Genomic DNA, 1,676 nt, shown 5'->3' with positions numbered 1-1,676 from the left:
TAATTTTTCATTAATCTCAAAATGTTCATCAGAAAGGTATCGAACAAATTTAACCGGAAAATATAATATCAAAAATATTGCTTCAGCGATTCTGGTTATAAAACATTTTGTGCCAGATATTTCTCCAAAAGAATTGAATAAATTTCTACACAAAATTAAAGTAATTCCTGGAAGATTGGAAAGAGTGAGAAAGAATATCTTCATCGATTATGCTCATACTCCCGATGCTTTGGAAAATGTTCTTAAAACTCTCACTGAAATCTCGGATAAACGGATAATCTGTGTTTTTGGTGCCGGTGGAGATCGCGATAGACAAAAAAGACCGCAAATGTTAAAAGCTGTTTTAAAATACTCAAATCTTGCAATCATTACTTCAGATAATCCCAGGTTTGAAGAACCATCCGATATTATTGATGATATTACTCGAGATTTCGATCCTATGCAGCCTTTCTGGATCCAACAAGATCGGAGCCTGGCAATTCAGACAGCAATCGACCTTGCAGGAGAAAAAGATATAGTTTTGCTTGCTGGTAAAGGACATGAAACATTTCAGGCGATCAAAGGAAAAAATGTTCATTTCAGCGATAAAGAAGAAGTTCTAGTATATTTTAATAAAGGAAAAGGAACTGATAAGAATGAATTATCGATTCCTATCGATATCCTGCAATTGGAAATATTATTCGGGCAGAAAAATAGATCAAAGAAAAACAGAATTTTTAATTTTATCTCTTTAGACTCACGATCAATAAAAGATAACTCGATATTTTTTGCCCTGAAAGGAGAGAACTTCGATGGCCATGATTATGTTAGAGAAGTTCTTCAGCACAGAAATTGTGTAGCAGTTGTTAATAAAAATTTTATAACAAAAGGTCAAAACCTGATTTTTGTCAATGATACTCTCTCAGCTTTGGGAAAATTTGCTCAGAAGTTCAAATCTCTTTTTAATGTTACGGCAATCGCTCTAACTGGAAGTATAGGTAAAACCACTACCAAAGAATTCATCTATAATATCTTATCCGATTCAGGAAATACACTTAAAACTTCTGCTAATGAAAATAACCTGATCGGTCTTCCGAAAACGATCTTTAACCTGAAACCGAATCATAAATACGCAATTTTCGAGTTAGGATCAAATCATTTTGGAGAGATCGCGAAACTTGCTGAAATCTGCAATCCTGATATTGGAATAATTACTTTTGTCGGACCTGCTCATCTGGAATTTTTCAAAGATGAAAATGGAGTTTATCAAGAAAAATCTTCTCTCTTTCGCAGGAATCTTAAGAAAAAAATATTTCCGGGTGATGATGAAAGATTTAAAGAATTTAAAGGAATAACTTTCGGTTTTAATGACAGTTGTTCTTATCAAATCTCAAAAATAACAAAAAAGGAAAGTAACACAGAATTTTTTATAAATGAACGAAAATTTATGATTCCGACCCCTTTTAAACATTTTTGTCTGAATGCAACCATTGCTGTAGCTTTGGCAAAAGAAGTTGGAATTCGAGAAAAAAAGATCAAAGCAAACCTGTTAAAGTCTTTGCAAATATCTCAAAGAATGGAAATAAGAAAATTAAAAAATCATACTTTGCTGATCGATTGTTATAATGCAAATCCGGATTCCATGCTGGCTGCCATTGATTTCTGGAAAAATTTTGAAGTAGATAAAAACCATATAG

At 32.6% G+C, this 1,676-nt stretch carries 1 protein-coding gene; it reads left to right on the top strand.

The genetic code is table 11. The features are described 5' to 3' along the window. Positions 1–1,676 (top strand): UDP-N-acetylmuramoyl-L-alanyl-D-glutamate--2,6-diaminopimelate ligase (locus tag ENL20_04610; protein ID HHE37837.1); only part of this gene is annotated, 1,676 nt, incomplete at both ends.

It is taken from the genome of Candidatus Cloacimonadota bacterium, assembly GCA_011372345.1.
In the GTDB taxonomy this organism is placed as follows: domain Bacteria; phylum Cloacimonadota; class Cloacimonadia; order Cloacimonadales; family TCS61; genus DRTC01.
Note: the sequence above shows the minus strand (reverse complement) of the source record. Positions and strands in the feature narration are given on the sequence as shown.